The sequence below is a fragment of the Bradyrhizobium sp. SZCCHNS30572 genome (genome assembly GCF_032484415.1).
Lineage (GTDB): Bacteria > Pseudomonadota > Alphaproteobacteria > Rhizobiales > Xanthobacteraceae > Bradyrhizobium.
The window spans coordinates 82,065-104,461 of the sequence record NZ_JAUESY010000008.1 but is presented as its reverse complement, the minus strand read 5'-3'; the positions used below and the strand labels follow the sequence as shown (position 1 = coordinate 104,461).

Sequence of the window (22,397 nt, the reverse complement as noted above, 5' to 3'; positions counted from 1 at the left end):
GTGATGGATCTGTTTGCAAATCTCGCCCACGGTTTCGCCGTCGCGTTGTCGCCAATCAATCTGCTGATGTGCCTGATCGGCGCGCTGGTCGGCACGCTGGTCGGCGTTCTCCCGGGCATCGGGACCATCGCCACCGTCGCGATGTTGCTGCCGATCACCTTCGGCCTGCCGCCGGTCGGCGCGCTGATCATGCTGGCCGGCATCTACTACGGCGCCCAGTATGGCGGCTCGACGACGTCCATCCTGGTCAACATTCCCGGCGAGGCGACGTCGGTGGTGACCGCGCTCGACGGCTTCCAGATGGCGAAGCAGGGCCGTGCCGGTCCAGCGCTGGCGATTGCCGCGATCGGCTCATTCTTCGCCGGCTGCGTTGCCACCGTGCTGATTGCGATCCTCGGCGCGCCGTTGACCAAGCTCGCGCTGGCGTTCGGCCCGGCCGAGTATTTCTCGCTGATGGTGCTGGGCCTGATCTTCGCAGTCGTGCTGGCGAAGGGCTCGGTGCTGAAGGCGATCGCAATGATCGTGCTCGGCCTGCTGCTGTCGACGGTCGGCTCGGACATCGAGACCGGCGTCTCGCGCATGGCCTTCAATATTCCCGAGCTCGCCGACGGCCTGGGCTTTGCCACCGTCGCGATGGGCGTGTTCGGCTTTGCCGAGATCATTCGCAATCTCGATGCCGGCGCGGAGATGGACCGCGACCTCGTGCAGAAGAAGATCACCGGCCTGATGCCAACCAGGAAGGATCTTAAGGACTCCGCGCCGGCGATCCTGCGCGGCACGGTGCTCGGTTCAATCCTAGGCATCCTGCCGGGCGGAGGTGCGGTGATCGCCTCGTTCGCGGCCTATACGCTGGAGAAGAAGATCGCGCGAGATCCGTCGCGGTTCGGTCGCGGTGCGATCGAGGGCGTCGCGGCGCCGGAGAGCGCCAATAATGCGGCGGCGCAGACCTCTTTCATTCCGCTGCTGACGCTCGGCATTCCGCCGAATGCGGTCATGGCGCTGATGGTCGGCGCGATGACCATCCACGGCATCGTGCCGGGCCCGCAGGTGATGCAGAAGCAGCCCGATCTGGTCTGGGGCATGATCGCCTCGATGTGGATCGGTAATCTCATGCTGATCATCATCAACCTGCCGCTGGTCGGCATCTGGGTGCGGCTCTTGCGCGTGCCATACCGGCTGATGTTCCCGTCGATCGTGATCTTCTGCGCGATCGGCATCTATTCGGTCAACAACGCGCCGGTCGACGTCGTCCTGGCGGGCGCGTTCGGCCTCGTCGGCTACTGGCTGATCAAGCATGATTTCGAGCCGGCGCCGCTGTTGCTCGGCATGGTGCTGGGCCCGTTGATGGAGGAGAACCTGCGCCGGGCGCTGCTGATCTCGCGCGGCGACTGGTCGGTGTTCCTGACGCGGCCGCTGTCGGCCGTGCTGCTCGCGATCGCGGCGGGGCTGTTGGTGCTGGCGGTGCTGCCGACGTTGCGCCGCAAGCGCGACGAGGTCTTCGTGGAGAGCGAAGGCTGACCTGCGTCGGCGGACCGGACGCCGGAGGCGCTCGGGACGCTGGTGAAGGGCGAGATCGTCAAATGGTCCGCGGTCCTCAAGCACGCGAGCTGGGTACGGAACGGCCATGGATCGGGAGGGGGGGCGGAACGTGCGGTTCCGCCCTTGTCGTTTGCAGCGGTGGCCGACATTTTTCAGGGTATAATTAGCGGCCGGGCCGAGTCGAGGCTAGGGCCGGGCGATCCCTGTCGTTAAATTCGCCGCCTTCTGCGAAAGGCCGCCAGCGCGCACCATGCACCAGTATCACGACCTGCTCGAACGCATCCTGTCCGACGGCGCCGAGAAGCACGACCGCACCGGCACCGGCACGCTGTCGGTGTTCGGCCACCAGATGCGCTTCAACCTTGCGGCCGGCTTTCCGCTGGTGACCACCAAGCGGCTGCCGCTCAAGGCGATCGTGCACGAACTGCTGTGGTTCCTGAAGGGCGACACCAACATCAAATATCTGCACGACAACGGCGTCACCATCTGGGACGAGTGGGCCGACGCCAATGGCGATCTCGGCCCCGTCTACGGCTATCAGTGGCGCTCGTGGCCGACGCCGGACGGCGGTCATATCGACCAGATCACGAACGTGATCGACATGATCAGGCGCAATCCGGATTCGCGCCGGCTGATCGTGACGGCCTGGAACCCGGCCGACGTCGAGAAGATGGCGCTGCCGCCGTGCCACTGCCTGTTCCAGTTCTATGTCGTGAACGGCAGATTGTCGTGCCAGCTCTACCAGCGCTCGGCCGACGTCTTCCTCGGCGTGCCCTTCAACATCGCATCCTATGCGCTGCTGACGATGATGGCGGCGCAGGTGACGGGATTGAAGCCCGGCGAATTCGTGCACTCCTTCGGCGACGTGCATCTCTATTCCAACCATATCGAGCAGGCGCGCCTGCAGCTCACGCGCGCGCCCCGTCCGCTGCCGACCATGACGCTCAATCCGGACGTCAAGGACATCTTCGGCTTCCGCTACGAGGACTTCGCGCTCGCCGGCTACGATCCGCATCCGCATATCAAGGCCGAGGTCGCGGTCTGACGCATGCCGGTTTCGATCCGTAGCGCCCGGCCTGACGACATCGGAAGCGTATTCGCGCTGATCCGGGAGCTCGCCGACTACGAGAAGCTATCGCACGAGGTCGGCGCGAGCGAGGCCGGCATCGCCGGCGCGCTGTTCTGTGAGCACCCGACGCTGTTCTGCGATCTCGCCGAATGGAACGGCGCGGTGGCGGGCTTCGCGGTCTGGTTCGTCAATTTCTCCACGTTTGCCGGCAAGCCAGGGATCTATATCGAAGACCTGTTCGTGCGGCCGGCGTTTCGCCGCAATGGCATCGGCCAGGCCTTGCTCGGTCACCTCGCGCGGACCTGCGTCGAAAAGGGCTGGGCGCGGCTGCAATGGTCGGTGCTCGACTGGAATGCTCCTTCCATCACTTTCTACAAATCGCTCGGCGCCGAGCTCATGGACGAGTGGACGCTATGCAAGGTGACCGGCGAAGCTCTGGCTCAACTGGCGGAGAGGGCGCCGTGATCGAGATCGTGCTGATCGTCGCGGTCGCCGACAACGGCATCATCGGCGCCGCCGGTGCGATCCCGTGGCGGCAGAAGAGCGACATGCAGCGCTTCAAGGCGATGACCATGGGCCGCCCGATCGTGATGGGCCGCAAGACCTTCGTCTCGTTTCCGCGCCGGCCGCTGCCGGGCCGCACCAACATCGTCGTCACCCGCGATGCCGAGTTTCGCGCGCCGGGCGCGATCGTGACCCATACCGTCGATGAAGCGCTCGGCATCGCGCGTGGTGATGCGCTGCGGCGTTCAGCCGCGGAGATCGCGGTCATCGGAGGCACCGAGCTCTTTGCTGCGACGATGCCGGTCGCCGACCGGCTGGAGATCACCGAGGTGCATGCGAGCCCGCCTGGCGATACCGTGTTTCCGGCGATCGACCCGGCCCAATGGGAAGAGGTGGCGCGGGAGCGCCATGCCTCGGGGCCCGACGATCAGGCCGAATTCTCCTACGTCACCTATCGCCGGCGGCGGTGAGCGTTTCGCCGGTCGGATCGACGCGTCGGCCCCCTCAAGACCATCCGTTAATGATGAAGTCGCGCAGTTTGACGGCGTGGCGGAGCTGAGGCCGCGGCAAACCGGCGCTTCCGACCCTGTTTACATTGACAAAACCCGGTTCGGGCTTAGCTGGAGCGCTACGTTGTAAGGGGCGGGGCCGTCCCTTATAACCCGGCGACCGTCGGGGCCGGCGTTGGTGTACACTCAGCCTCTCGGAGGAGATCGATCGATGGCGTGGAAGAATCAGGGCGGAGGCCCGTGGGGTCAGGGTCCGAAGGGGCCCTGGGGCTCGGGACCGCAACCGGTCGGTCCAAGGCCGCCCGACCTGGAAGATCTTCTGCGGCGCGGCCAGGACCGGCTGCAGCAGTTCGTGCCGGGCGGCGGTTTCGGCACTGCGGGCGTGCTCCTGATCGTGCTCGGCGCCATCATCATCTGGCTCGCCTCCGGCATCTACCGCGTGCAGTCCGAGGAGCTCGGCGTCGTGCTGCGCTTCGGCAAATATGTCCGTGATGAGCAGCCGGGCCTGCGCTATCACCTGCCTTACCCGATCGAGACCGTGCTGCTGCCCAAGGCGCTGCGCGTCAACTCGATCTCGATCGGCATCACCGCCAATGACGATCCCGGCCGGCGCGGCCGCGGCGGTCGCGATGTCCCCGAGGAAAGCCTGATGCTGACCGGCGACGAGAACATCGTCGACGTCGACGTCACCGTGCTCTGGCGCATCAAGCCGAAGGGCGCGGCCGACTTCCTGTTCAACATCCAGAACCCCGAGGGCACCGTGAAGGCGGTGGCCGAGAGCGCGATGCGCGAGGTGATCGGCCGCTCCAACATCCAGCCGATCCTCACCGGTGCCCGCACCGTGATCGAGCAGAACGTGCAGGAACTGATGCAGAAGACGCTCGACAATTACGGCTCCGGAATCCAGATCACCCAGGTGCAGATGCAGAAGGTCGATCCGCCGGCCCAGGTGATCGAGGCATTCCGCGACGTCCAGGCGGCGCGTGCCGACCTCGAGCGTCTCCAGAACGAAGCCCAGACCTACGCCAACAAGGTGGTGCCGGATGCGCGCGGTCGTGCCGCGCAGATCCTGCAGGTCGCCGAGGGCTACAAGGAGCAGGCGATCGCCGAGGCCAAGGGCCAGAGCGCGCGCTTCCTCAAGGTCTATGACGAGTACAAGAAGGCGCCCGACGTGACCCGCGAACGGATCTATCTCGAGACCATGGAGCGCGTGCTCGGTGGCTCGGAGAAGCTCGTGCTCGACAGCGGCGCCACCGGCGGCCCCGTGCCGCTGCTGCCGCTCGGCGATCTCTTGCCGCGCCGTCCGGCGCCGGCCGCTCAGCAGGGAGGCGTCCGATGAGGTCCCCCGTTGCAGGCATCGTCGCGCTCGTCGCCGTGCTCGTGCTCGTCGTCATCGGCTACAGCTCGCTGTTCACCGTGAACCAGACCGAGCAGGCGCTGGTGGTGCGGTTCGGCAAGCCGGTCGACGTCGTCACGGAGCCCGGTCTGAACTTCAAGGCACCGTTCATCGACAACGTGATCTCGATCGACAAGCGCATCCTCGACCTCGAGAACCCCTCGCAGGAGGTGATCGCGTTCGACCAGAAGCGACTCGTGGTCGACGCCTTCGCGCGCTACAAGATCAAGAACGCGCTGCAGTTCTACCAGAGCGTCGGTTCGATCCAGACCGCCAACGTCCAGCTCGGCACGCTGCTGAACGCCGCGCTGCGCCGCGTGCTCGGCGAGGTCACCTTCACGCAAGTCGTGCGCGACGAGCGCGAGGCGCTGATGCGCAAGATCCGCGATCAGCTCGACAAGGAGGCCGACGCCTATGGCATCCAGGTGGTGGACGTCCGAATCCGTCGCGCCGACCTGCCGGAGGCCAACAGCCAGGCGGTTTACAACCGGATGAAGACCGAGCGGCAGCGCGAGGCCGAGGAGTTCCGGGCGCTCGGCGGCCAGAAGGCCCAGGAGATCAGGTCCAAGGCCGATCGCGAGGCCACCGTGATCGTCGCCGAGGCCAACTCGCAGGCGGAGCAGACCCGCGGCGCCGGCGATGCCGAACGCAACCGGCTGTTCGCCGAGGCCTACAGCAAGGACCGCGACTTCTTCGCTTTCTACCGCTCGATGGCGGCGTATGAGAACGGTCTGAAATCCGGCGACACCCGCTTCCTGCTGCGGCCCGATTCGGAGTTCTTCCGCTACTTCGCCAACCCCTCGGGGAAGCCGGCGGGGGAGACGCCGTCCACCGCCAGCTCGACGGCGGCCGTCGCGGTGCCGGCGCCCAAGCCCTGATGGCGCCTGCCTCGATGCCGGGGCCGTTGATCGGGGCGAATAAGAGTTGACATGGAGGGGGCGAAGCCGTTGCTTCGCCCCGTTACATATCAAGAAGATCGAACGGGAGGTCCGGGTCCGATGAGGTCCATTGCGTTTTCCGATTTCCTCATCGGATTAGGTATCCTGTTCGTGCTCGAAGGCCTGTTGTTCGCGGCCAGTCCGGAGTGGATGCGGCGGGCCATGAAGACCGCGATGACCACGCCCGACAACGTGCTGCGCGCAGTCGGCATCGGCTCGGCGGTGGCCGGCCTGGTCCTGATCTGGGTGATCCGGCGGCCGATCTGAGCGGTGGATTGTCGTGCGTTTGCGTGCCCCGTCGCACAGGAACGAGGCGCGACCGCTGCAATGACGGTCTGCTGCCCGGCCAACGCCATTGTGAGGCGATGGCTGCGCCATTTTGCCGTATTAGGTCGCCCTCAATGATGAATCTGCGGTCCGATCCGGCGTGCTTGCGTCCCCCGCCGGTTCCGGCGCACTGTAACAGTTGAATTTGCCGACTTTTCTGGAGATCCGCCCGATGACCGCAACCCTTGCTTTCAGCCGTCGACTGCGCCCGATCCTGACCGCGGCGGTCCTTGCCGCGGGCTGGGCGCTCGCGCCGGCCCCGGCCTCGGCGCGGGGGCCGGAGGGGATCGCCGATGTCGCCGAAAAGGTGATCGACGCCGTCGTCAACATCTCGACCTCGCAAACTGTCGAGCCCAAGGGCGGCTCGTCCGAGGGGCGGAACGCCAATCCGCAGGTGCCGCCCGGCTCGCCGTTCGAGGAGTTCTTCGACGATTTCTTCAAGAACCGCCGCGGCGGTCCGGGCGGCCGGGGCGGTGCCGACAACTCGCCGCGCCGCACCAACTCGCTGGGCTCGGGCTTCATCGTCGACGACTCGGGCGTTGTCGTCACCAACAACCACGTCATTGCCGATGCCGATGAGATCAACGTGATCCTCAACGACGGCACCAAGATCAAGGCCGAGCTGGTCGGCGTCGACAAGAAGACCGACCTTGCGGTGCTCAAGTTCAAGCCGCCGCGGCCGCTGACGGTGGTCAAGTTCGGCGACTCCGACAAGCTGCGGCTGGGCGACTGGGTGGTCGCGATCGGCAACCCGTTCAGTCTCGGCGGCACCGTCACCGCCGGCATCGTCTCGGCCAAGAACCGCGACATCTCGTCGGGGCCCTATGACAGCTACATCCAGACCGACGCCGCCATCAACCGCGGTAATTCCGGCGGCCCGCTGTTCAACCTCGAGGGCGAGGTCATCGGCGTCAACACGCTGATCATCTCGCCGTCGGGCGGCTCGATCGGCATCGGCTTCGCGGTGCCCTCGAAGACCGTGGCCGGCGTCGTCGACCAGTTGCGCCAGTTCGGCGAGCTGCGCCGCGGCTGGCTCGGCGTGCGCATCCAGGGCGTCACCGACGAGATCGCGGAGAGCCTCAACATCAAGCCGGCGCGCGGCGCGCTGGTCGCCGGCGTCGACGACAAGGGACCGGCCAAGCCGGCCGGCATCGAGCCGGGCGACGTCGTCGTCAAGTTCGACGGCCATGACATCAAGGAGCCGAAGGACCTGTCGCGCATCGTCGCCGACACCGCCGTCGGCAAGGAGGTCGACGTCATCGTCATCCGCAAGGGCCAGGAGCAGACGCTCAAGGTCAAGCTCGGCCGGCTCGAGGACACCGAGAAGGTGCAGCAGGCGGCGATCAAGAAGGACGAGCCGGCCGAGAAGCCGGTGACCCAGAAGGCGCTCGGGCTCGATCTCGCCGCGTTGTCGAAGGACCTGCGCGCCCGCTACAAGATCAAGGACAGCGTCAAGGGCGTCGTCGTCACCGGTGTTGACCAGGCCTCCGACGCCGCCGAGAAGCGGCTGTCGGCCGGCGACGTCATCGTCGAGGTCGCCCAGGAGGCGGTGACCTCGGGCGCCGATATCAAGAAGCGCGTCGACCAGCTCAAGAAGGACGGCAAGAAGTCGGTGCTGCTGCTCGTCTCCAACGCCGACGGCGAGCTGCGCTTCGTGGCGTTGAGCCTGCAGTAGGGCACGATGCAGTAGGGTGGGCAAAGGCGCGCCGTGAGGTGCGCCTGCTAAGGCGCTCTCTCCCGCGCCGCGCCCACCCATCCGGCTCCGAGCTCGCGGCACGGTGGTGGGCACGCTGCGCCTGCGGGCGCTGCTTTGCCCACCCTGCGGCAGCTCCACACTCCGCTGTCGTCCCGGCCTCGAGCCGGGACCATAGCCCCCAGGGAGCAGTTTGGGGCGGGCTGATCATTGGCTGTTTGCTCGTCACGACGGCCGCGGCGTATGGATCCCGGATCGGCGCCCCGACGCGCTGGCGCGCGCCGTGGCTTGTCCGGGACGACGACGGTTCGCAAGGCGAATTCACGGCTCAAACAGCGATCGACATAGCTTTGCAGTCTCGCGGCGCATCGCGCCCGAGGCCTGCGATCAGTTCGTCCCTCGCGAGAATGCAGAGGGCGCAGGGAATGCCGGGTGAAGGCCTCACCCATGGCCCGCCTGCGAAAAAAAATGCAGGCGGCAGGTACCACAGGCAAAGCCGATTCAACCGGCATTCCCTGCGCGACGGTCTTCACGCTTATACGCAGTCTCCCTGGTGCGCCGGGCTTGTTGGCCACCATTGTCCGCGCGGCGCTTCAGCGCCGTCGCGAACGTGACACCAGCATCGGGGTGTCAGGACGCTGCGACTTCACGTCCGCAAGCGATCGTTCGTCCGCGCCCTCGTGAGAAGACGCTGCGATCTCTCGCGGCCATCGCTCCCCGCCTCGCGTGTCGTGACGATCGCGCGCAACGCCCCTCCGCAGTGAGGCGGGATGCGCGGATACAATCATGAATTCCGTAAATACGCAAGGTAATTATTTTTATCAGAAGTTGGTGGCCGCCATCCGCGAACTCCCGGGAGCGCCGGCTCAGAGCGACCGCTGATTGACCCGCTGCGACAGCGCCTCGGCATTCTCCTTGCGCTCGGAATAGCGGTCGACCAGATAGTCGGCGCGGTCGCGCGTCAGCAGCGTGAACTTGACCAGCTCTTCCATCACGTCGACGAGGCGATCGTAATAGGGGGACGGCTTCATGCGGTCCGCGTCGTCGAACTCCGCGAAGGCCTTGGGCACCGAGGACTGGTTCGGAATGGTGATCAGGCGCATCCAGCGGCCGAGCACCCGAAGCTGATTGACCGCGTTGAACGACTGCGAGCCGCCAGAAACCTGCATCACCGCCAGCGTCTTGCCCTGCGTCGGCCGGACGGCGCCGAGCGACAGCGGGATCCAGTCGATCTGGGTCTTGATCACACCGGTCATCGCGCCGTGCCGCTCCGGCGAGCACCACACCATGCCTTCGCACCAGGTCACGAGATCGCGCAGCTCGCGGACCTTCGGATGGTCCGGCTCGGCGTCGTCGACCAGCGGCAAGCCGCGCGGATCGAAAGTCCGAGTCTCCGCGCCGAAGCGCACGAGAATGCGCGCCGCTTCCTCGGTCAGCAGCCGGCTGAACGAGCGTTGCCGGAGCGATCCGTAGAGCAGCAGGATTCGCGGAGGGTGGGAGGAGAGCGCAGGCTCCAGCAGCTTCGCGCGGTCGATGGCACGGAATGAGGTTTCGTCCAATTGAGGCATCGTGTCAGACAACGCGGTATCCTCCGGCAAAATGATCGGCGTTGGCCGTCCTCGTTCGCGATACGCCGGTACAAGCGCTCAGAACGCGATGTCCGCAGCGACGGCTTCGATGCCGGCCTTCGCGCAGATGTCGTCGTTGTCGCCTCCGGGCGCGCCGGATACGCCGATCGCTCCGACCTGCTGGCCAGCGGCCTCTATTGGCATGCCGCCGCCGACCATGACAACGCCGGGAACGTTGACGATGGCCCGCTCCGCGGCGTCCGGTCGTGCCAGCCGGGCTGCGAGCGTGCTCGTCGCCTCGCGCCAGCTCGCGGCCGTCCTCGCCTTGCCCGTCGCGGCCTCAAGGGTATGCCAGCCGGCGAAACGGTCGCGCAGGGTGACCAGCGCGAGCCCCGACGGATCGCTCACGGTCACGGCAGCCTGCCAGCCGCGTTTGCGGCACTCCGCGAGCGCCGCCTGTGCCGCTTTGAGCGCCGTGTCCGGCGCGATGATGCGCCGCGTCCACGTCGGTTCGTCGGCGCGCGCCACGACAGCCGGGCCGAGCAGGAGGACCGCTGCGAGCAGCGGACGCAACGCCATCACGCCGACAGCCATTTCGCCATGTCCTCGGCCTTCGGCAGCCCGCCCGCATGGACGACTTTGCCGTCGATCACCACGCCCGGCGTCGAGGCGATGCCGAACCGGGCGATGTCGGCGAAGTCCGTGATCTTTTCCAGCTCGATCTCGATGCCGAGCTTGCTTGCTTCAGAGGAGGCCATTGCTGCGGTCTGAACACAGCGCTTGCAGCCGGAGCCGAGAATCTTGACGTTCTTCATGGGGCTTGTCCTTTCATCAGAACAGGGCGTTGAAGAGATAGCCGACGGCGACGATGCCGGCGGCGACGACGCCCGCGAAGACAGCGATCAGCCGGAGCGTCAGCACCTTGCGCAGAATGAGCATCTCGGGAAACGAAAGCGCGATGACGCTCATCATGAAGGCGAGCACCGTTCCCAGCGCCGCACCCTTGCCGAGCAGCGCCTCGACGACCGGAATGATGCCCGCAGCGTTGGCGTACATCGGCACGCCGATCAGCACCACGGCCGGCACGGACCACCATTGGTCCTTGCCCATGATCGAGGCGAGCAGGTCGTTCGGGACATAGCCGTGAATGAATGCGCCCGCCGCGATGCCAATGATGATCCATGCCCAGACGCGGCCGACGATGTCGCGCACCGCATCGATCCCGGCCCGGATCCGATCGGCGGCGGTCGGCGAATCCGGCTGCAGATCCGCCTGTCCCGCGCGCACGTTGCGAACCCATGCCTCGAGCCAGCCTTCGAGATGCAGGCGTCCGATGATCCATCCCGCCACGATCGCGACCGCCAGGCCGAAGGCCAGATAGATCGCGGCGATCCTCCAGCCGACCAGCGCGAACAGCAGGCCGAGCGCGACCTCGTTCACCATTGGCGCCGCGATCAGGAACGAGAAGGTCACGCCGAGTGGGACGCCAGCCGAGACGAAGCCGACGAAGAGCGGCACCGCCGAGCACGAGCAGAAGGGAGTGAATACGCCGAGGATCGCAGCCGCGACATTGCCGAGGCCCTCGCGCTTGCCGGCGAGCAATGCGCGAGTTCGCTCGGCTGAAAAAAAGCTGCGCACGACGCCCATGCCGAACACGACCAGCGTCATCAGCATCAGGACCTTGGGCGCGTCGAACACGAAGAACCGCGCGGCTTCTTCCAGATGGCTGTCGCGGGACACCGGCAGCGACGATACCAGCCATGCCGAGAACGCTTCCAGCTGCCAGTAGACCGCGAACCACAATGCGATCGCAGCTGCCGTCGCGATGATCCAGATCACAGCCGATGCCGACCCGTCAGGATAGGTCGAAGCTTCGGTTTTCATGCTGCACTCCTGTTCGGCTCAGGCATGGCCGCCATGACGGCGTCGAGGATGGCGCGGCGATCGGGCGTCAGGTCAGGGCTCAGCCGATACCGGACCCACTGGGCGTCACGCCGGTCGATGACGAGACCGGCGGCCTTGAGGGCGGACATGTGCCGGCTCATGCGCGATGCGCTGGCTCGGAGCTGCCGCATGAGCTCGCAGACGCAGTGCTCGCCGCCGTCCCAAAGGATGCGCAGGGCGGCGAGACGAGTCGGCTCGGCCAGAGCGGCGAGCAGCGGGACGGGATCGGACATGGCGGCAATATATTCGTATTTTCGTATTTGCGCAATAGCGCATATAATGATTGCGGATGTGCGATTTGACCGGCCATCGGCGCGGCGCGTGGCGTCAGGCTGATAATGGCTGGTGATGCGTGGCCCGCGCGGCGACGCCCTGCGAGATCCCGGTTGGGAAATCGGGCGAGCCGGCTGGCGTCGGGTCAATTCACGCGCAGGATGGTCTTGCCGCCGGCGGCCGGAATGTGACTGTGCGGCTGGGCTCGACGACGCGGCCGCCGCGCCGGGTACGGAGGCGGAGAGCGTTGGCGTCGAAGACCCAATAGGTGCAGCGGGCTGGGCGTCTGGGCTGCCCGGCGCGGATGTCCGGGATCTTTACCACGCGCGACGCCACGCGTTATCTCGAACAGGGAGCGCGGCCTCGCTCGGCGAGACGCGCGCTACCTATCCGACGATGGGTTGCCCGCGTTGCCTAGTTGCGGACGCTGCCCACGGTGATCGGAGCGACGAGCGCAGCGCTGCGGTGGTGCTGGGTGAGCACGGCGAGCTGGTGCGGCGAGGCGGCGCTGTCGGCATTCACCGCAATGGTCTGCTGCGCGGCGGATGCACCGACGACGGAGAGTTGGTGCGGGGTGGCCGGCAGCGCGCCGACTTCGTAGCTCGGCAGCTCGCCGGCAACGGCGGCGCCGCTCAGCAGCGCGAGGGCAAGAAGAGAGCCGGGAATGATGTGCTTGATGGTCATCGGGAGGTCCTTCTGTGACGATGATCGATTGCATGGCCTGCAATCGCTTTCGCTTCCTTGGACACTCCCTAGCGTTGTCAGCTTTATATGCGCTGCAGCATGATTTGACAATTCATGGATTGGTGATGCGGTTAAAATGGCAGTTCGCGTCCCGCCTTGATGCGGAAGGCGAATGATCTGATTTGCGATCTGAAATGAGATTGGAATGGAGTTGCGTGCGAGTGCGCTGGATTGAAACAAAATCCTGATGATGCGCTGATCGAGAGCCGATGAAGGCAGGGCTTTGGTAACGGCTTTGCTTGGGCGGCGATTCGCACAGGAGCAATGCGATTGCGATCTTCGAGCGTTCGCAAAACCGCTGCCCTCGCAATGACGGGATCGCGGCTGCCCATGAACGCGTCCTCTCTCACAACCAGGGGAGGGCGCTGTATTGCGCAAAGGCTCGCGCGGCTATTGGCCTGCCGCGCGGCCGCAGTCTCGTCAGTCGACGAACTGATCGCGCGTGTAGCCCTGGGCATAGAGCAGAGCGGTGAGGTCGCCGTGGTCGATGCGGGCCGAGGCTGCGGCCGAGACCGCAGGCTTGGCGTGATAGGCGACGCCGAGACCGGCCGCCTCGATCATGCCGAGGTCGTTGGCGCCGTCGCCGACCGCCAGGGTGTCGATCTCGTCGAGATCGAACGCCTCGCGCAGCTCGATCAGGGTGGCGAGCTTGGCGTCGCGGCCGATGATCGGCTCGCGCACCTCGCCCGTGAGCTTGCCGCCATCGATGATGAGCTCGTTGGCGCGGTTCTCCTGGAAGCCGATCTTGGCCGCGATGGCGCTGGTGAACAGCGTGAAGCCGCCGGAGATCAGGCAGGTATAGGCGCCGTTGGCGCGCATGGTCATCACCAGATGACGGCCGCCCGGCGTCAGCTTGATGCGCTTGGTCAGGACTTCGTCGACGACGCTCACCGGCAGGTCCTTCAGCAATGCGACGCGTTCGCGCAACGCCGGCTCGAACGCGATCTCGCCGCGCATGGCGCGCTCGGTGATGGCGGCGACGCGCGGCTTCAGCCCGGCGAAATCGGCGAGTTCGTCGATGCATTCCTGCCCGATCATGGTGCTGTCCATGTCGGCGAGGAAAAGCTTCTTGCGCCTGACGGCTTCCGCCTGCACGACGATGTCGATCGGCATGTCGCCGCGCAGGTCGCGCAGACGCGCCTCGAGCTTGTGGACCTCGCCGTCGTGGGCGAAGGGGATGTCGATCGCGACCTCGTCGAACAGCCAGCGCGGCGTGCCCGGCGAGGGCAGAACGGCCAGGAAGGCCTCCACGATCGTGGTATCAAGCGCGGGATCGGCGGGATTGCAGATGAAGGTGGCGACGAGAGACATCAGGTGACTTTGCCAGGGATCAACAAAGCGGTGCTTATCGCAGGGCCGACCGCCAGCGGCAAGTCGGCGCTGGCGATGGAACTTGCGCAAAAAGCGGGCGGGGTCGTCATCAACACCGATTCCATGCAGGTCTACCGCGATCTGAGGGTGCTGACGGCAAGGCCGACCTGCGACGAAGAGGCCACCGTGCCGCACCGGCTCTACGGCCATGTCGATGCCAGCGTGAACTACTCGGCCGGCCATTATGTCCGGGATGCCGCGGAGATCCTGGGCGAGGTGCAACGGGCCGGGCGGCTGCCGATCTTTATCGGTGGCACTGGCCTGTATTTCAAGGCGCTGACATCAGGGCTGTCCGCGGTGCCGCCCGTGCCGGATGAGGTGCGCGACGCGGCGCGTCTCAGGCTCGATCGCGACGGCGTCGAGGCCTTGCATGCCGAGCTGGCGCGACGCGATCCGGCGGCGGCCGCGCGGCTGAACGTCCGCGACCGCGCCCGCGTGGCCCGGGCGCTGGAGGTGATCGAGGCGACGGGTCGGCCATTGGCCGACTGGCATGCCGAGGCCACTCCGCCGCTGCTGCCGGAGGGCAGCTATCGGGCGCTGTTCATCGCTCCGGAGCGCGAGGCGCTGTATGCGCGGATCGATGCACGGTTCGATCTGATGCTGGAGCGCGGCGCGGTGCAGGAGGTCGAGCGGCTGGCCGCGCGCGGCCTCGATCCGCTGCTGCCGGCGATGAAGGCCCACGGCGTGCCGGCGCTGATCCGCTATATCAGAGGGGAGATCACGCGGGAGGAGGCGGCCGCCATCGGCAAGGCCGACACCCGCCATTATGCCAAGCGGCAGTTCACCTGGTTTCGACACCAACTGCCGGAGTTCGAGTGGATGAGCCCGGAGGCGGCAAAGGGATGGGTCGTCAAACTCTAGCCGCATCGTCATTCCGGGACATCGCGAAGCGATGGGCCCGGAATCCATAACCACGATCGTGAGTATGGATTCCGGGCTCGCCCTCCGGGCGCCCCGGAATGACGACCTCGTTTGGAGATGGAGCCCGTACTCTCATCCAGCCTATTGCCTCGTTTCGGAGGCCAACCGCCAAATTACCGCTCGCCGAACGGAAAATTCCGCGTTAACATCGCAAAATCGCGCTGACGGGCCGGCTTTGCCTTGACATTGGGGCATCGCCGGCTATGTTTCGCGCAACCTTTGGGAAGCTCGCTCGGCATCATGCGCAACTTTATTTCCATCCTCCTTATCGCCGTCGTACCCAGGCGCACCGCCGGGGATGGCTAGCGGCCATCCAAATTCCGAGCGGTGCGCAGGGCCTTCCAGGGCCCTTTTTTATTGCCTGGAAGCCAGCGATCCGACCGAAATGACCCTGACCCAAGTGACCAAAACCGACTGACCAAAACCGACTGACCAAGACCGACCAGCCGCTGACAGAAGCGATCCGGAGCCCACCATGACCGACAAGAGCCACGATCCGAACCAGATGACCGGCGCCGCGATGATCGTGCGCGCGCTCATCGACCACGGCGTGCAGCACCTCTTCGGCTATCCTGGCGGCGCGGTGCTTCCGATCTATGACGAGATCTTCCAGCAGAGCGAGGTCGAGCACATCCTGGTCCGCCACGAGCAGGGCGCTGGCCACGCCGCCGAAGGCTATGCGCGCTCGACCGGCAGGCCGGGCGTCGTGCTGGTGACCTCGGGCCCCGGCGCCACCAACATGGTGACGCCGCTGGCGGACGCGCTGATGGATTCGATCCCGCTGGTCTGCATCACCGGCCAGGTGCCGACGCATCTGATCGGCAACGACGCGTTCCAGGAGTGCGACACCGTCGGCATCACCCGGCCCTGCACCAAGCACAACTGGCTGGTCCGCAACGTCAACGATCTCGCCAAGGTGCTGCACGAGGCGTTCTATGTCGCGACCACGGGCCGTCCGGGACCGGTCGTCGTCGACGTGCCGAAGGATGTGCAGTTCGCCACCGGCACCTATCATCCGCCGCGCAAGTCCGACGTCCACATCTCCTACTCGCCGCGCGTGAAGGGCGACGCGATGCAGATCCGCAAAGCCGTGGCGCTGCTGGCGGGCGCCAAGCGGCCGGTGATCTATTCCGGGGGCGGCGTCATCAATTCGGGGCCGGAGGCCTCGCGGCTGTTGCGCGAGCTGGTCGAGGTCACGGGCTTCCCGATCACCTCGACGCTGATGGGATTGGGCGCCTATCCGGCGTCGGGCACCAATTGGCTCGGCATGCTCGGCATGCACGGCACCTACGAGGCCAACATGGCGATGCATGATTGCGACGTCATGCTGTGCGTCGGCGCGCGCTTCGATGACCGCATCACCGGGCGCACCGATGCGTTCTCGCCCGGCTCGAAGAAGATCCACATCGACATCGATCCGTCCTCGATCAACAAGAACATCCGCGTCGACGTGCCGATCATCGGCGATTGCGGCGACGTGCTCGCCGACATCCTGCAGGTGTTCAGGGCCGAGGCGAAGAAGCCCGACATCAAGTCGTGGTGGCAGGAGATCGCCGTCTGGCGCGCGCGCAACTCGCTGGCCTACCGGCCGAACCGCGACGTCATCATGCCGCAATACGCGATCCAGCGGCTGTTCGAGCTGACGCGCGGCCGCGACACCTACATCACGACCGAGGTCGGCCAGCACCAGATGTGGGCGGCGCAGTTCTACGGCTTCGAGGAACCGCACCGCTGGATGACCTCGGGCGGTCTCGGCACCATGGGCTACGGCCTGCCGGCCGCGATCGGCGTCCAGGTCGCCCATCCCGACAGCCTCGTCATCGACATCGGCGGCGACGCCTCGGTGCAGATGACGATGCAGGAGATGTCGACGGCCGTGCAGTACGAGCTGCCGGTCAAGATCTTCATCCTCAACAACCAGTACATGGGCATGGTGCGGCAGTGGCAGCAGCTGCTGCACGGCAACCGCCTGTCGCACTCCTACTCGGAGGCGCTGCCGGATTTCGTCAAGCTCGCCGAGGCCTATGGCGGCGTCGGATTGCAGGTGAGCAAGCCCGGCGATCTCGACGGCGCGATCAAGGAGATGATCTCGGTCAAGAAGCCGGTGCTGTTCGACTGCCGCGTCGCGGCGCTCGAAAACTGCTTCCCGATGATTCCGTCGGGCAAGGCGCATAACGAGATGATCCTGCCGGCGGAGGCGAGCGATCCGGCCGCCGCGTTCGCGGGCGGCAAGGCGCTGGTGTGAGTCTGATAGGTTTGATGGTGCGGTGATGGCACGCGCGTCCGGCAGTCTCTCTCTTAACCTCTCCCCGCTTGCGGGGAGAGGTCGACGCGCAGCGTCGGGTGAGGGGGCCTCTCCACGCAGTCGGCCTCGCGGAGAATCTCCCTCTCCCTGCAAGCGGGGCGAGGGAGCTCATCTGCTTGCGCGGCCGCATTGTGCCCATGCGTCAGGGAGTTCTCATGTTCACCCTCGCTGAGCTCGAAGCCGCCCATGCCATCGTCGGCGCCGCGGTGCCGGCGACGCCGGCGCATGCGTGGCCGTTGCTGGCGGCGCGGCTGGGGACCGGGGTCGTCGTGAAGCACGAGAACCACACGCCGGTCGGCGCCTTCAAGGTGCGCGGCGGGCTGGTCTATGTCGACAACCTCAAGCGCACGCGGCCGGACGTCCGCGGCCTGATCACCGCGACGCGCGGCAATCATGGGCAGAGCGTCGCGTTTGCCGGCCGTCGCAACGGCCTGCCGGTGACGATCTACGTGCCGCGTGGCAACTCGGCCGAGAAGAACCGCGCGATGGCGGCGTTCGGCGCCGAGCTGATCGAGCACGGCAGCGACTTCCAAGAGGCGCGCGAGGAGGCCGGCCGCCATGCGGCGCGCGACGGCCTGCACATGGTGCCGTCGTTCCATCGCGATCTCGTGCGCGGCGTCGCGACCTACGCGCTGGAGCTGTTCCGCACGGCGCCCGACCTCGATGTGCTCTACGTCTCGATCGGGCAGGGCTCCGGCATCTGCGGCTGCATCCTGGCGCGCGATCTCTTGGGCTTGAAGACCGAGATCGTCGGCGTGCAGTCGACCGAGGCGCCGTCCTACGCGCTGTCGTTCGCCGCGCGGACGGTGGTGACGACCAACAGTGCCGACACCCACGCCGATGGTCTCGCGACGCGCAGCCCGGATGCCGATGCGCTCGCCATCATCCTGAAAGGCGCCTCGCGCATCGTGCAGGTCAGCGACGCCGAGATCGCCGAGGCCGTGCGCATTCTCTGGACCGACACCCACAATCTCGCCGAAGGTGCCGGCGCGGCACCGCTTGCGGCGGCCTTGCAGGAAAAGGGCAGGCTCGCCGGCAAGCGCGTCGGCCTGGTGCTCACGGGCGGCAACATCGATCTCGACCTGTTCAGGCGCTGGGTGCTGCCGGCGGCCACGCATGCCGAAGCGGGGGCCGCATGAGGAGCTCGCAACTCGCCACAAACACCGCTGTCATGCCCGGGCTTGACCCGCCTGCGCGGCCGAAGCCGCTTCGGCGCGGCGAAGGCCCGGGCATCCACGAACCGCGCGCTCGACGCTCGACGTGGAGGGCCGGGAGCGCAGACAAGTTTACGCAGTCTGCGCAAGGCAGACTGCTATGCCCGGCCATGACGGTTGAACTATCACGGGGACACCAATGAACCAGCCAGCGTCAGCCTATTTCCTCGAAGACCGTCACGATCCGAACGAGACGCACACGCTGGCGGTGCTGGTGCAGAACGAGCCGGGCGTGCTCGCGCGCGTCATCGGCCTGTTCTCGGGCCGCGGCTACAACATCGAGAGCCTCACCGTCTCCGAGACCGAGAGCCAGAAGCACCTCTCGCGCATCACCATCGTCACCACCGGCACGCCGATGGTGATCCAGCAGATCAAGCACCAGCTCGACCGCATGATCCCGGTCTACCGCGTCGTCGACATGACGCTGACCAAGCGCGCGATCGAGCGCGAACTCGCGATGGTCAAGGTGCGCGGCACCGGCGAGCCGCGGGTCGAGGCGCTGCGGCTGGCGGATGCGTTCCGCGCCCGGGTGATCGACGCCACGACGGAAAGCTTCGTGTTCGAGATCACAGGCAATACCGACAAGATCACGCAATTCATCGATCTGATGCGTCCGCTCGGCCTGGTGGAAGTCGCCAGGACCGGCATTGCGGCGATCGGGCGGGGATCGGAAGGGATGTGAGCCATGCTGGCGCGCGACTGGTACTACAACGAACGCAACCGGATCGGGCTCGATCATGCCGTCGCCTCGATCTACGGCTCGGGCGATGATGCCGACGAGCGCGCGCGCGCTGCTCTGAAGATGCTCGGCGTCAAGCCGGGCTGGCGGGTGGCGGACATCGGCTGCGGCAACGGCGTGCTGGCGACCGAGGCGGCGCTGATGGGCGCCGTCGTCGACGCCATCGACATCTCGCCGGCGATGCTGGCGCTGACCCGGATCTACACCCGCGACCGCCGGACCGCGGTGCGGATGCATTCGGCGGGGCTGCTGTCGTTCGCCTATGAGCCGAACTCGTATGACCTGATCGCCAGCGAGTTCACGCTGCATCATCTGCCGGACTTCTGGAAGGCGGTGGCGCTGGCGCGCATCTTCGCGGCGCTGAAGCCGGGCGCGCAGTTCTTCCTGCGCGACATCGTCTATGTCAGCATGCCCGACGGCGTCGAGCGCTCGGTCGAGCAGTGGGCGGATTTCAACATCAAGAACCACGACCTCGCCCGCGACAGCGTCATCACCCACATGCGCGACGAGAACTCGACCTTCGCCTGGGTGATGGAGCGCATGCTGGCCGAGGTCGGCTTCGTCACGGTCTCCGCCGACTACCATGCGCCGATGCACGCCACCTACGTGCTGCAGAAGCCGGCGGGGCAGGGCTAGGCGCTGATGTTTTTGCACGACGGTGAGGTGGCCACGCTGCCACCCTCCCCTGGAGGGGGAGGGTCGATCGCCCATGCAATGCGCGATCGGGGTGGGGTGGGCCGCCGCAAAAGCTCGCGCGTGGAGAGATCACCCCACCCCGCCTCACATCGTTGCTTCGCACGATGTGAGGCGCCCCTCCCCCTCCAGGGGAGGGTGAAAAGTCGTCGTGTGGCAGGAGCTCATTAGATGTCCCAGCAGCTCCTCATCGCCTTTGTCACCTTCGCCTTCGTGATGGCGTTCACGCCCGGGCCGAACAACATCATGCTGCTGTCATCGGGCGTGACCCATGGCTTCCGCCGCACGGTGCCGCACATGATGGGCGTCAGCTTCGGCTTCGCCTTCATGGTCGGCGCGGTCGGCTTCGGCCTCGCGACGGTGTTCATCCGCTATCCCCTGCTGCAGGACGTGCTGAAATATCTCGGCGCGGCCTATCTGATCTACCTCGCGGTCGCCATCGCCTTGTCAGGATCGGCCGAGCCTGACGACGCCAAGCCGCGCGGCCCGATGTCGTTCTGGGGCGCGGCGCTGTTCCAATGGGTCAACGCCAAGGGCTGGGTGATGGTGATCAGCACCATCACCGCCTATGCCGCGATCGCCAGCTTTCCGGCCAACGTGGCGCTGCAGGTCGCGATCAGCTTCGTGATGGCGGTCGCCTCGACCATCACCTGGACCTTATTCGGCACCGCGCTGCGGCCGCTGCTCAGCTCCGAGCGCGCGGTCCGCGCCTTCAACATCCTGATGGCGGTGCTGCTCCTGGCCTCGCTCTATCCCGTGTTCATGGACGCATGAGGGAGACTGCCGCCATGCGAGATCGGGGTTTCCAAGCAGGGCCAAAATGCTCTAGACACGGGCCGGATTTCGTCCGGGCGCAGCCGCCCGTGCCTCACCCAAGCGTCTGACTTTCCAGCCAATTCCGGCCATCTCAAAGAGGAAACGACAATGCGTGTCTACTACGATCGCGACGCCGATCTGAACCTGATCAAGGGCAAGAAGGTCGTCATCGTCGGCTATGGCAGCCAGGGCCACGCCCACGCGCTCAACCTGAAGGATTCCGGCGTCAAGGACGTCGCGATCGCGCTGCGCAAGGGCTCGGCCTCCGCCAAGAAGGCCGAAGGCGCCGGCTTCAAGGTGATGGAAGTCGCCGAGGCCGCGAAGTGGGCCGACCTCGTGATGATGCTGACCCCGGACGAGCTGCAGGGCGACATCTACCGCGAGCACCTGCACGACAACATGAAGCAGGGCGCCGCGCTGGTGTTCGCGCACGGCCTCAACGTCCACTTCAACCTGCTCGATCCGCGCGCCGATCTCGACGTGCTGATGATCGCGCCGAAGGGCCCCGGCCACACCGTCCGCTCGGAGTACCAGCGCGGCGGCGGCGTGCCCTGCCTGATCGCGATCGCCAAGGACTCCTCGGGCAATGCCCATGACCTCGGCCTGTCCTACGCCTCGGCGATCGGCGGCGGCCGCGCCGGCATCATCGAGACCACGTTCAAGGAAGAGTGCGAGACCGACCTGTTCGGCGAACAGGCGGTGCTGTGCGGCGGCCTGGTCGAGCTGATCAAGGCCGGCTACGAGACGCTGACCGAGGCCGGCTACGCGCCGGAGATGGCCTATTTCGAGTGCCTGCATGAGGTCAAGCTGATCGTCGACCTGATCTATGAAGGCGGCATCGCCAACATGAACTACTCGATCTCCAACACCGCCGAATACGGCGAGTACGTCACCGGCCCGCGCATCATCACGCCGGAGACCAAGGCCGAGATGAAGCGCGTGCTCGACGACATCCAGTCAGGCCGCTTCGCGCGCGACTGGATGCTGGAGAACAAGGTCAACCAGACCTCGTTCAAGGCGACCCGCGCCAAGCTTGCCCAGCACCCGATCGAGGAAGTCGGCGCCCGCCTGCGCGACATGATGCCCTGGATCAAGAAGGGCGCGCTGGTCGACAAGAGCAAGAACTGAGGTCTTGCGGCGAAACCGAGAAATGAAAACGGCGGGCAGAGGCCCGCCGTTTCTGTTTGGGGTCGTTGAAGGCCCGCCGGCGCGTTCAGGACGCCGCGCGGCGCGACGCCACCGGCGTCAGCAGGCGGACGATCTCGCTGACGGCGACGAGGCCGACGAGCCAGGCGGCGCTGGTCAGGCCGAGGCGGGCGACGATCGGGAGCGCGAAGCTCGCGGCGCCGCCGAGTGCCGGCGTGGCGGCCAGCAGCACCAGCTCATAGGCGGCGTAGGCACTGAGGAGCGCGACAGCAAGCGCAACCGTCGCTGGTGCTGTGCGCAAGGTCGCCAGGGCCATGCGGGCCACAACGGTGGCGCTGAGCGCCGCGACGCCGATCATGGCGCCCCAGGCCAGGGTGTTGGCATCGACCGGATAGTGCAGGGCGCCGAAGCCGATGCCCTGGTTGACCAGCCAGGCGCCGAGCATCACCGGCAGCGCCGCGCGCAGCGGCAGCATGGCGGCGGCGATCACGGCGAAGGCCGCAAACGGCGTCGCGCAGGCGAACACGAAGCTTGCCAGCGCGCAGGCCCCTGTCAGCAGCGCGAAGCAGAACGCAGCGGCATGCCGTTGCGGAACGGGCGCGAGGCGAGCCTCGGAACCAGGCCGGGCGAGGACGTCGAGAGTCATGGAACATCTCCTTCTGTTGCGATTGTAGTCCATTTCGGCAGC

24 protein-coding genes are annotated in these 22,397 nt (G+C 66.4%); 16 read left to right on the top strand and 8 right to left on the bottom strand.

The genetic code is table 11. The features are described 5' to 3' along the window. Positions 1–3 precede the first annotated feature (3 nt). From QX048_RS23010 to QX048_RS22975, 8 genes are all read left to right on the top strand, one after another. A complete protein-coding gene (locus QX048_RS23010; RefSeq protein WP_315825245.1) occupies positions 4–1,518 on the top strand; it encodes a tripartite tricarboxylate transporter permease in 1,515 nt (504 codons plus the stop codon). Between the two features lie 271 nt (positions 1,519–1,789). Next, positions 1,790–2,584 (top strand): thymidylate synthase, encoded by a 795-nt coding sequence (locus QX048_RS23005; RefSeq protein WP_315713364.1) that lies wholly within the window; start codon positions 1,790–1,792, stop codon positions 2,582–2,584. A 3-nt stretch (positions 2,585–2,587) separates the two neighbouring features. Continuing rightward, positions 2,588–3,073, top strand: coding sequence for a GNAT family N-acetyltransferase (locus tag QX048_RS23000; RefSeq protein ID WP_315825244.1), 486 nt, complete (start codon positions 2,588–2,590; stop codon positions 3,071–3,073). Next, entirely contained in the window at positions 3,070–3,582 is a 513-nt protein-coding gene (locus QX048_RS22995; RefSeq protein WP_315752478.1) for a dihydrofolate reductase, read from the top strand. The genes QX048_RS23000 and QX048_RS22995 overlap by 4 nt, the downstream gene beginning before the upstream one ends. Before the next feature lie 250 nt (positions 3,583–3,832). Beyond that, entirely contained in the window at positions 3,833–4,960 is a 1,128-nt protein-coding gene (hflK, locus tag QX048_RS22990; RefSeq protein WP_315713361.1) for an FtsH protease activity modulator HflK, read from the top strand. Further along, positions 4,957–5,895 (top strand): protease modulator HflC, encoded by a 939-nt coding sequence (gene hflC, locus QX048_RS22985; RefSeq protein ID WP_315825243.1) that lies wholly within the window; start codon positions 4,957–4,959, stop codon positions 5,893–5,895. Before hflK ends, hflC begins: the two co-directional genes overlap by 4 nt. Positions 5,896–6,015: 120 nt before the next feature. Further along, positions 6,016–6,222: a DUF2065 domain-containing protein gene (locus QX048_RS22980; RefSeq protein WP_315713359.1), complete on the top strand. Its 207-nt coding sequence runs from the start codon at positions 6,016–6,018 to the stop codon at positions 6,220–6,222. A gap of 232 nt (positions 6,223–6,454) precedes the next feature. Continuing rightward, a complete protein-coding gene (locus tag QX048_RS22975; RefSeq protein ID WP_315752480.1) occupies positions 6,455–7,957 on the top strand; it encodes a Do family serine endopeptidase in 1,503 nt (500 codons plus the stop codon). A gap of 884 nt (positions 7,958–8,841) precedes the next feature. Here the strand turns inward: QX048_RS22975 and arsH are convergent. From arsH to QX048_RS22945, 6 genes are all read right to left on the bottom strand, one after another. Further along, a complete protein-coding gene (arsH, locus tag QX048_RS22970) occupies positions 8,842–9,543 on the bottom strand; it encodes an arsenical resistance protein ArsH (RefSeq protein WP_315769259.1) in 702 nt (233 codons plus the stop codon). A gap of 78 nt (positions 9,544–9,621) precedes the next feature. Further along, positions 9,622–10,137: a heme-binding protein gene (locus QX048_RS22965; protein ID WP_315752734.1), complete on the bottom strand. Its 516-nt coding sequence runs from the start codon at positions 10,135–10,137 to the stop codon at positions 9,622–9,624. Beyond that, positions 10,122–10,358: a thioredoxin family protein gene (locus QX048_RS22960; protein WP_315713355.1), complete on the bottom strand. Its 237-nt coding sequence runs from the start codon at positions 10,356–10,358 to the stop codon at positions 10,122–10,124. The genes QX048_RS22965 and QX048_RS22960 overlap by 16 nt, the downstream gene beginning before the upstream one ends. Before the next feature lie 16 nt (positions 10,359–10,374). Next, positions 10,375–11,427 carry a permease gene (locus tag QX048_RS22955; RefSeq protein WP_315769109.1) on the bottom strand — a complete coding sequence of 351 codons (1,053 nt, stop codon included), beginning with the start codon at positions 11,425–11,427 and terminating at the stop codon, positions 10,375–10,377. Beyond that, on the bottom strand, positions 11,424–11,720 hold the full coding sequence (locus QX048_RS22950; RefSeq protein ID WP_315713353.1) for a metalloregulator ArsR/SmtB family transcription factor: 297 nt from the start codon (positions 11,718–11,720) through the stop codon (positions 11,424–11,426). Before QX048_RS22950 ends, QX048_RS22955 begins: the two co-directional genes overlap by 4 nt. Positions 11,721–12,174: 454 nt before the next feature. Next, a complete protein-coding gene (locus tag QX048_RS22945; RefSeq protein WP_315769108.1) occupies positions 12,175–12,444 on the bottom strand; it encodes a hypothetical protein in 270 nt (89 codons plus the stop codon). 14 nt (positions 12,445–12,458) lie between these two features. On the opposite strand from QX048_RS22945, the gene QX048_RS22940 reads away from it, so the two are divergent. Further along, the gene (locus tag QX048_RS22940; RefSeq protein ID WP_315769106.1) at positions 12,459–12,620 is read left to right on the top strand and encodes a hypothetical protein; all 162 of its coding nucleotides are present in this window, start codon (positions 12,459–12,461) and stop codon (positions 12,618–12,620) included. 304 nt (positions 12,621–12,924) lie between these two features. Here QX048_RS22940 and serB read toward each other — a convergent pair whose 3' ends face one another. Then, positions 12,925–13,815: a phosphoserine phosphatase SerB gene (gene serB / locus QX048_RS22935; RefSeq protein ID WP_315752739.1), complete on the bottom strand. Its 891-nt coding sequence runs from the start codon at positions 13,813–13,815 to the stop codon at positions 12,925–12,927. 3 nt (positions 13,816–13,818) lie between these two features. On the opposite strand from serB, the gene miaA reads away from it, so the two are divergent. The 7 genes from miaA (at position 13,819) to ilvC (ending at position 21,691) form a co-directional block, all read left to right on the top strand. Next, positions 13,819–14,736, top strand: coding sequence for a tRNA (adenosine(37)-N6)-dimethylallyltransferase MiaA (miaA, locus tag QX048_RS22930; RefSeq protein WP_315825242.1), 918 nt, complete (start codon positions 13,819–13,821; stop codon positions 14,734–14,736). Positions 14,737–15,271: 535 nt separating this feature from the next. Continuing rightward, positions 15,272–17,041 (top strand): acetolactate synthase 3 large subunit, encoded by a 1,770-nt coding sequence (locus tag QX048_RS22925; RefSeq protein ID WP_315713347.1) that lies wholly within the window; start codon positions 15,272–15,274, stop codon positions 17,039–17,041. Positions 17,042–17,256: 215 nt separating this feature from the next. Then, positions 17,257–18,240, top strand: a complete 984-nt coding sequence (locus tag QX048_RS22920; protein WP_315825241.1) for a threonine dehydratase — start codon at positions 17,257–17,259, stop codon at positions 18,238–18,240. Between the two features lie 214 nt (positions 18,241–18,454). Next, positions 18,455–18,997 carry an acetolactate synthase small subunit gene (gene ilvN, locus QX048_RS22915; RefSeq protein WP_315713345.1) on the top strand — a complete coding sequence of 181 codons (543 nt, stop codon included), beginning with the start codon at positions 18,455–18,457 and terminating at the stop codon, positions 18,995–18,997. Between the two features lie 3 nt (positions 18,998–19,000). Continuing rightward, positions 19,001–19,690 (top strand): class I SAM-dependent methyltransferase, encoded by a 690-nt coding sequence (locus QX048_RS22910; RefSeq protein WP_315825240.1) that lies wholly within the window; start codon positions 19,001–19,003, stop codon positions 19,688–19,690. Between the two features lie 228 nt (positions 19,691–19,918). Next, positions 19,919–20,521 (top strand): LysE family translocator, encoded by a 603-nt coding sequence (locus tag QX048_RS22905; RefSeq protein WP_315713343.1) that lies wholly within the window; start codon positions 19,919–19,921, stop codon positions 20,519–20,521. Between the two features lie 150 nt (positions 20,522–20,671). Then, positions 20,672–21,691 carry a ketol-acid reductoisomerase gene (ilvC, locus tag QX048_RS22900; protein ID WP_315713342.1) on the top strand — a complete coding sequence of 340 codons (1,020 nt, stop codon included), beginning with the start codon at positions 20,672–20,674 and terminating at the stop codon, positions 21,689–21,691. A gap of 85 nt (positions 21,692–21,776) precedes the next feature. On the opposite strand, the gene QX048_RS22895 is transcribed toward ilvC, so the two are convergent. Beyond that, entirely contained in the window at positions 21,777–22,355 is a 579-nt protein-coding gene (locus QX048_RS22895; RefSeq protein WP_315825239.1) for a hypothetical protein, read from the bottom strand. Between the last annotated feature and the right edge of the window lie 42 nt (positions 22,356–22,397).

Excerpts from the sequence above, each read along its gene's own strand:
- QX048_RS23010 (WP_315825245.1), top strand. The coding sequence starts at position 4 with ATGGATCTGTTTGCAAATCTCGCCCACGGTTTCGCCGTCGCGTTGTCG.
- QX048_RS23005 (WP_315713364.1), top strand. The coding sequence starts at position 1,790 with ATGCACCAGTATCACGACCTGCTCGAACGCATCCTGTCCGACGGCGCC.
- QX048_RS23000 (WP_315825244.1), top strand. The coding sequence starts at position 2,588 with ATGCCGGTTTCGATCCGTAGCGCCCGGCCTGACGACATCGGAAGCGTA.
- hflK (WP_315713361.1), top strand. The coding sequence starts at position 3,833 with ATGGCGTGGAAGAATCAGGGCGGAGGCCCGTGGGGTCAGGGTCCGAAG.
- hflC (WP_315825243.1), top strand. The coding sequence starts at position 4,957 with ATGAGGTCCCCCGTTGCAGGCATCGTCGCGCTCGTCGCCGTGCTCGTG.
- QX048_RS22980 (WP_315713359.1), top strand. The coding sequence starts at position 6,016 with ATGAGGTCCATTGCGTTTTCCGATTTCCTCATCGGATTAGGTATCCTG.
- QX048_RS22975 (WP_315752480.1), top strand. The coding sequence starts at position 6,455 with ATGACCGCAACCCTTGCTTTCAGCCGTCGACTGCGCCCGATCCTGACC.
- arsH (WP_315769259.1), bottom strand. The coding sequence starts at position 9,543 with ATGCCTCAATTGGACGAAACCTCATTCCGTGCCATCGACCGCGCGAAG.
- QX048_RS22965 (WP_315752734.1), bottom strand. The coding sequence starts at position 10,137 with ATGGCTGTCGGCGTGATGGCGTTGCGTCCGCTGCTCGCAGCGGTCCTC.
- QX048_RS22960 (WP_315713355.1), bottom strand. The coding sequence starts at position 10,358 with ATGAAGAACGTCAAGATTCTCGGCTCCGGCTGCAAGCGCTGTGTTCAG.
- QX048_RS22955 (WP_315769109.1), bottom strand. The coding sequence starts at position 11,427 with ATGAAAACCGAAGCTTCGACCTATCCTGACGGGTCGGCATCGGCTGTG.
- QX048_RS22950 (WP_315713353.1), bottom strand. The coding sequence starts at position 11,720 with ATGTCCGATCCCGTCCCGCTGCTCGCCGCTCTGGCCGAGCCGACTCGT.
- QX048_RS22945 (WP_315769108.1), bottom strand. The coding sequence starts at position 12,444 with ATGACCATCAAGCACATCATTCCCGGCTCTCTTCTTGCCCTCGCGCTG.
- serB (WP_315752739.1), bottom strand. The coding sequence starts at position 13,815 with ATGTCTCTCGTCGCCACCTTCATCTGCAATCCCGCCGATCCCGCGCTT.
- QX048_RS22925 (WP_315713347.1), top strand. The coding sequence starts at position 15,272 with ATGACCGACAAGAGCCACGATCCGAACCAGATGACCGGCGCCGCGATG.
- QX048_RS22920 (WP_315825241.1), top strand. The coding sequence starts at position 17,257 with ATGTTCACCCTCGCTGAGCTCGAAGCCGCCCATGCCATCGTCGGCGCC.
- ilvN (WP_315713345.1), top strand. The coding sequence starts at position 18,455 with ATGAACCAGCCAGCGTCAGCCTATTTCCTCGAAGACCGTCACGATCCG.
- QX048_RS22910 (WP_315825240.1), top strand. The coding sequence starts at position 19,001 with ATGCTGGCGCGCGACTGGTACTACAACGAACGCAACCGGATCGGGCTC.
- QX048_RS22905 (WP_315713343.1), top strand. The coding sequence starts at position 19,919 with ATGTCCCAGCAGCTCCTCATCGCCTTTGTCACCTTCGCCTTCGTGATG.
- ilvC (WP_315713342.1), top strand. The coding sequence starts at position 20,672 with ATGCGTGTCTACTACGATCGCGACGCCGATCTGAACCTGATCAAGGGC.
- QX048_RS22895 (WP_315825239.1), bottom strand. The coding sequence starts at position 22,355 with ATGACTCTCGACGTCCTCGCCCGGCCTGGTTCCGAGGCTCGCCTCGCG.